The following is a 6384-nucleotide window of genomic DNA, read 5'->3' as shown; positions in this document are numbered from 1 at the left end:
GCGGGCGCGGGCGGGGGGCGGGGCCACCACCAGCGGGGCCGGCGCGGAACTGGCGGCGCCGGGCGGCGGCATGGGCACCATGGGCAGGCGGGCGCCGGGGCCGGGCGCCGACGTCGCTTGCCAGTAGATGTAGCCGAACACGGCGGCGATCAGCACCGCGATGCCGCTTAGCACCGCCAGCCGCAGCTTGGCCGGATCGAGTCCGGCCGGCTCGCCCGCCATGGCCGAGGCGGCGGCGCGTGCGCGGGCGGCCCCGCGCGGCGCTTCCGGTTTGGCGCCGGCGCGGGAACGGCTGTCGTGTTGGGCGGACTGGGCCGCCTGGGCCGCCGCTTGCGCGGCCGGCGGGGGCGCCGGCCGCGTATGTTCCTGGTGGCGGGCCTGGGGCGGCACGGGGTCGTGGATCGCCTCGTCGGCCACGGTCAGGCTGGGGATGGCCGGCTGCGTGTCGAACGACAGCGGTTCCAGCGCTGGCTCGGGCGGCGCCGGCGGCGCGGCCATGGACTGGCCGGGCGCGGCGCCAGCGGGCGCGGCCGGGCCGTCCAGCGGCTCCAGGTCCAGCATGAATTCCTGGCCGGCACCGGCGGGCGGGGCCGTTTTTTCCAGGGGCGTGAGGGCCAGCAGCTCGTCGAACGCTTCGGATGGCTTTTCCAGTTCCGTTTCCGCAATGCTGTTCTGTTTGGCGCGCTCGGCTTTTTTCAGCGCTTGCATCAGCAGGCTCATGATCCATCCGCCTTCAAAGGTGCGACCGGGGCGGCGCGGGCGGCCGGGGCCGCGGGGACCGTCGAGTCCTGGTTGGGCAGCAGGTAGCGGTAATCCTTGAAGTCGCCGTTGATGCTGGCGTCCTTGACCACCACCGGCCGCATGAAGATGACCAGCTCCGTCTTGACATTGTTTTCGTTACGGTAGGAGAACAGGTTGCCCACCACGGGCAGGGCGCTCAGGCCCGGCACGCCGTCCTTGGTGTTGTCGACCGAATCTTGCATCAGGCCGCCCATCACGGCCACCTGGCCGCTGGCCACTTTCATGATCGATTCCAGCTCGCGGGCCTGGATCACGGGCACCTTGCTCACCACCTGGCCGGCCGCCAGCGCCGGATTGGGGTCCTGCACATAGCCGACGATGCGGGTGATGGTGGGGCGCACGTTGAGCGTCACTTCGTCGCTGTCGGAAATCTGCGGCGTGACGCTCATGACGAAGCCGACCGGCACCGTCTCGAGCCGCGACTCATAGGTGGCCGGGGTGCTGATGGAGCCGTTGGTGCCCAGCACGGCCGGCGTCACCTTGATGGTAAAGAAGACGTTGTTGTCGACCACCTTGAGCAGGGCGGTCTGGTTGTTGAGCACGCTGATCTTGGGACTGGACAGCACTTTGACTTTGCCGAACGTTTCCAGCAGCTGGATGGTGGTGGCGATATTGCCCAGGCGCGAAGTGGGGTTGGCGTAGTTGAGCACGAACACGCCGGGCGAGGTGCCCGGATTGACGTCCGACGGCAGGTTGGCGTTGCCCACCTGGCCCTGGGTCAGCTTGAGGCCGCCCTTGCCCAGGCTGCTCCAGTTGATGCCCTGCTGGTACTGGTCGCCCAGCCGCACTTCGATGATGGTGGCCTCGATCAGCACCTGGCGCTTGGCCGCGCCCAGCACGATGTCGAGGAATTCCTGGATCTTCTCATGCTGGCGGCTGGTGGCGCGCACGGCGATCAGGCCGCCTTCGATGTTGGTGATGACGGAAGCCTGGTTCTTGATGGCCGTCTGCTTTTCCTGCAGCTGCAACTGTGCCTGCTGCTGGGCGGCCGGGTTGGGGGCGTAGGCGCCCGCGCCCGGCGGCGCGTAGATGGCCGGCGTCATCTGGTTGCCCTGGCCGGCCTGCTGCTGTTGCTGCTGGGCCGCCATGGCCTGGCTTTGCGCGGCCGCGTTGGCGGGCTGTTCGTGGAAGGCGGCCAGCGGGTCGATCGGATTGTCGTACAGGTTGGACGGGCGCAGCATGTCGCGGATGTTCTTTTCCAGCGTGTACCAGAAATTGTTGTCCGAGCGGTTGTTGACGGCCGTGGTCGAATTGTTGTTGCCCGAACCGCCGTTGTTGCTGCTGTTGATGTTGCCGGGGCTGTTGGTCGAACCCGTGTTGACGTTGCTGGACGAGCCGCCGCCCGTGGTCGAGATCTGGGTGGCGATGTTGACGCTGCTGCTGGTGCTGCGGGCGATGTTGACGTAGTCGACCTTGTAGTTGCGCCAGACGGGGGTGTCGGGCTGTACCACCAGGTTGTTGCCGTCGATTTCGTAACGCATGTCGACCTGCTTGGCGATGCGGCTCAGCAGCTGGGGCATGGTCTGGTCCAGCGCGTTGAGCGTGACCGTGCCTTCGATGCCGGGGTGGATGTCCACGTTCAGGCCGGCGTCGCGCGCCAGCGCGAACAGCAGCGACTGCACCGGCACCTTGTGCACGGTCACGCTGTAGGTTTCCACCTTGGCGGCCGGCTTGGGCGGCTGCAGGTTGACGCTTTCCTGCACCGGCTCGGGGATGGCGCCGGCCGCGCGGGGCGCTTCCTGGATATGGCTGGGCGAATCGGGCATGGGCGCGCTGGCGCAACCGGCCAGCAGCATGCCGCACAGGGCCGCCATCAAGGGAGAAACGTGGTTGTTCATTGCGTTGTCCGCCCCTTGTGCTGAATGTTGTACTTTTGGAATTCTAGTCGACATGATCTTACAATTTACCTTGTCCAGCAACCGTTACGTTTCATTTCGGCAAATATTTGACGGTGGCGGTGGCCGTCCGCGGTGCGCTCTGGGCCGCCGCCGTCGCCGGTGCGCGGGCCGGGGGCGGCACGGGCGGGCGCCACAGCAGCCAGGCGATGCCGGCCAGCAGCAGAACGATGATGAGCGAGAGCGCCGTCGTGGCGTGTGAAACGATACTGTTTTTGCTTTTGAATGACGAATCTTGTATCGCATTGTGGACGTGGGCCACCTCCACCCGTTCCGCGTCGCTGGCGTAGGCGGCCAGCAGGGCCTTGTCGGCCAGGATGTTGATGCGCCGCACGATACCGCGCGAGGCGCTGGCGATGCGCAGCGCCGCCTTGTGGCTGAACAGGGGTGGGCCCGCGTAGCCGGCCGCGCGCAGCCGGAAGTCGAGGAATTCCGGCACCAGTTCGGGCGCCATGGCCGGCACCTCGAAGCTGTGGGTGATGCGCTCTTTTAATTGGCGCATGCTGGCCAGGTCCAGGTGCTCGTCCAGTTCCGGCTGGCCGAACAGCACGATCTGCAGCAGCTTGTTGCGGGCCGTCTCCAGGTTGGTCAGCAGGCGGATCTCTTCCAGCGTGGCCAGCGGCATGGCTTGCGCCTCCTCCACCAGCAACACCACCTGCTTGCCGGCGCTGTGCTTGGCGATCAGGTCCGCGTGCAGTTCGCGCAGCACTTCGTCGCCGCGCTTGCCGGTCGGCTGCAGCCCCAGTTCGCTGGCGATGGCGAACAGCGCTTCCAGCGGCGACAGGCTGGGGTTGACCAGGTAGATCACTTCGATATGGGGCGGCAGCTGGCTTTCCAGCATGCGGCACAGCATGGTCTTGCCGCTGCCCACTTCGCCCGTGACCTTGATGATGCCTTCGCCGTGGGTCACGACATACAACAGTGCCTGCAGGATTTCGCCGCGCGTGTTGCCGGCATAAAAGAAGGCCGGGTTGGGCGTGATGCCGAACGGCGATTCGTGCAGACCGAAGTGGGAGCGGTACATGATGACGACCTCAGGCGATGCAGCGCAGGAAAGCCTGCTCCAGGCTGTCGGCCTGGTAGCGGGCGCGGCACTCGGCCGGGGTGCCGGCAAAGCGGATGCGGCCAGCGTGCAGGATGGCCATGCGGTCGCACAGCTCGTCCACGTCGGCCAGCAGGTGGGAAGTGAAGAACAGGGTGCTGCCGGCGGCCCGCCGCGCTTGCAGCTGGGCCTTGAGCAGGGCCCGCGCCTTGGGGTCGAGCCCGCTGGTCGGTTCGTCGAGCACGTACAGGGCCTTGGGCGCGAGCAGGCAGGCCGCCAGGCCCAGTTTCTGGGTCATGCCCTTGGAGTAGCTGCGCACGGTGCGTTTCAAGGCCGATACCTCCAGGTCCAGCGCCTGCGCCATGCCGGTGACGGCGGCCGGTTCGACCGCATGCCCCTGCAGGGTCAGGATGTACTGTATAAAGTCCGCCCCCGTCAGGTAATAGGGCGGGGTGAAACGTTCGGGCAGAAACCCGAGCGGCGCGCGGGCGGCCGGCTGGCGGTGGTCGCGCCCGAAAATTTCGATGGTGCCGCCGTCGAGCGCACAAAAATCGAGCAGGCATTTCATCAGGCTGGTCTTGCCGGCCCCGTTCACCCCCACCAGGGCCAGGCATTCGCCGGCCCGCACTTCCAGATCCACGCCTTGCAGTACGCTGGTGCTGTCATAGCGCTTGGCAAGTTGGTGGAATCGCAGTGCGGGTACGGTCATGTCTAGCGGTCTGAGCGCGCAAGTGGGAAGCGACCCACACTGTAGCGCATTCCCCGGGCATTTTGCTAGTGAAAACATGAAATTCCCCTATGAAGCGGCTTTCTGGCGACGATAATGATTTAGCGAATGGAAGATTGCTGGCAAGGATAAGTTTCTGGACTAGAATGGCCGCAGCGCGGCGCCGGCCGTTCCGGCGCGGGTGGCGAGTACAGATCGAACTTGAGGAGTGTGCATGGCGAGGCCGGAAAAAGTCCGACTGGGGGAAATCCTGGTGCAGCAAAAGCTGCTGTCGGAAGAGCAGCTGGGGCTGGCCCTGGCCGAACAGAAGCGCAGCGGGCGCAAGCTGGGCCGCCTGTTCATCGAGAGCGGCTATGTGACGGAAGAGCAGATCGCCGGCGCCCTGGCCCGCCAGCTCGACATTCCCTACCTGAACCTGAAGTTCTATAACATCAACCCCGAGGTGGTGCGGCTGCTGCCGGAAACCCAGGCCCGCCGCTTCCGCGCGCTGACCCTGGAGGACCGGGGCGCGTCGCTGCTGGTGGGCATGTCGGACCCGACCGACCTGTTCGCCTACGATGAGATTTCCCGCATCGTCAAGAAGACGGTGCAGCTGGCCGTGGTCAACGAGACGGAAGTGCTGGCCGCCATCGACCGCATCTACCGCCGCACGGACGACATCACGGACCTGGCGCGCGAGCTGGAGCAGGACCTGGGCGACGTGTCGGTGGACTTCGGGGCGCTGGCCGTCAACCCCAACCTGGAAGAAGCGCCCATCGTCAAGCTGCTGCAATCGGTGTTCGACGATGCGGCCCAGGTGGGCGCGTCCGACATCCACATCGAGCCGCAGGAAGGGCGGCTGCAGATCCGCTTCCGCATCGACGGCGTGCTGCATCTGCAGACCGAGGCCGACATCAAGATCGCGCCCTCGCTGGCGCTGCGCCTCAAGCTGATGTCCGACCTCGACATTTCCGAAAAGCGGCTGCCGCAGGATGGCCGCTTCGCCGTGCGCGTCAAGCAGCAGCGCATCGACGTGCGTATCTCCACCATGCCGACCCAGTACGGCGAATCGGTGGTGATGCGTTTGCTCAACCAGGCCGGCACCACCTTGCGGCTGGACGCGATCGGCATGCCCAAGCCCATCCTCGACAAGTTCCGCGCCATCATTCAGCGCCCCAACGGCCTGGTGCTGGTGACGGGCCCCACCGGCAGCGGCAAGACCACCACCCTGTACTGCGCGCTGGCCGAGCTCAACTCCGTGGAAAAGAAGCTGATCACGGTGGAAGACCCGATCGAATACCGGCTGCGCGGCATCAACCAGGTGCAGGTCAACGACAAGATCGACCTCAGCTTCGCCCGCGTGCTGCGCTCGGCCCTGCGCCAGGACCCGGACATCGTGCTGGTGGGTGAGATGCGCGACCAGGAAACGGCCCAGATTGGCCTGCGGGCCGCCATGACGGGCCACCTGGTGCTGTCCACCCTGCACACCAACGACGCGCTGGGCACCCCGCTGCGCCTGATGGACATGGGCGTGCCGCGCTACATGGTGGGCAGTTCGCTGCAGGCCGTGCTGGCCCAGCGCCTGGTGCGGGTGATCTGCGAAAGCTGCACCACGCCCTACCAGCCCAGCCCCACGGAGACGGAATGGCTGCGCCTGGAGCTGGGCGAGCAGACGGGCGCCGGCCACTATTTCCATGGCAAGGGCTGCTCGCACTGCAACGGCATGGGCTACCGGGGCCGCACCGGCGTCTATGAGCTGCTGGAAATGACGAGTGCCGTGGTGGATGCGGCCAATCACCACGACGCGGCCGCCTTCATGAAAGCGGCCGCGGCCCAGATGGCCGGCAACACCCTGCGCCGCCACGCCGTGCAGCTGGTGGTGCAGGGCCGCACCACGGTGGCCGAAGCCATGCGCATCAGCAACCAGTTCGAGGATTGAC

4 protein-coding genes and 1 pseudogene are annotated in these 6384 nt (G+C 66.5%); 1 reads left to right on the top strand and 4 read right to left on the bottom strand.

The features are described from left to right. The 4 genes and pseudogenes from AC3WOS_RS19480 to AC3WOS_RS19465 form a co-directional block, all read right to left on the bottom strand. Window positions 1-720 (bottom strand): annotated as a pseudogene (locus AC3WOS_RS19480) (tetratricopeptide repeat protein); the annotation flags it as partial. Then, a complete protein-coding gene (gene mshL / locus AC3WOS_RS19475; RefSeq protein ID WP_492717722.1) occupies window positions 717-2639 on the bottom strand; it encodes a pilus (MSHA type) biogenesis protein MshL in 1923 nt (640 codons plus the stop codon). The pseudogene AC3WOS_RS19480 and the gene mshL, both read right to left, overlap by 4 nt. Window positions 2640-2730: 91 nt before the next feature. Continuing rightward, a complete protein-coding gene (locus AC3WOS_RS19470) occupies window positions 2731-3720 on the bottom strand; it encodes an ExeA family protein (RefSeq protein WP_492717721.1) in 990 nt (329 codons plus the stop codon). A gap of 10 nt (window positions 3721-3730) precedes the next feature. Beyond that, on the bottom strand, window positions 3731-4447 hold the full coding sequence (locus AC3WOS_RS19465) for an ABC transporter ATP-binding protein (protein ID WP_492717719.1): 717 nt from the start codon (window positions 4445-4447) through the stop codon (window positions 3731-3733). A 232-nt stretch (window positions 4448-4679) separates the two neighbouring features. On the opposite strand from AC3WOS_RS19465, the gene AC3WOS_RS19460 reads away from it, so the two are divergent. Continuing rightward, window positions 4680-6383, top strand: a complete 1704-nt coding sequence (locus AC3WOS_RS19460) for a GspE/PulE family protein (RefSeq protein WP_492717717.1) — start codon at window positions 4680-4682, stop codon at window positions 6381-6383. Window position 6384 lies beyond the last annotated feature (1 nt).

It is taken from the genome of Rugamonas sp. FW305-51 (genome assembly GCF_058786935.1).
The sequence above is the reverse complement of the archived record's forward strand: the minus strand, read 5'-3'. Positions and strand labels throughout refer to the sequence as shown.

Bases quoted from the DNA above. Each gene is read 5' to 3' on its own strand.
- mshL (WP_492717722.1), bottom strand. From the start codon at position 2,639: ATGAACAACCACGTTTCTCCCTTGATGGCGGCCCTGTGCGGCATGCTG.
- AC3WOS_RS19470 (WP_492717721.1), bottom strand. From the start codon at position 3,720: ATGTACCGCTCCCACTTCGGTCTGCACGAATCGCCGTTCGGCATCACG.
- AC3WOS_RS19465 (WP_492717719.1), bottom strand. From the start codon at position 4,447: ATGACCGTACCCGCACTGCGATTCCACCAACTTGCCAAGCGCTATGAC.
- AC3WOS_RS19460 (WP_492717717.1), top strand. From the start codon at position 4,680: ATGGCGAGGCCGGAAAAAGTCCGACTGGGGGAAATCCTGGTGCAGCAA.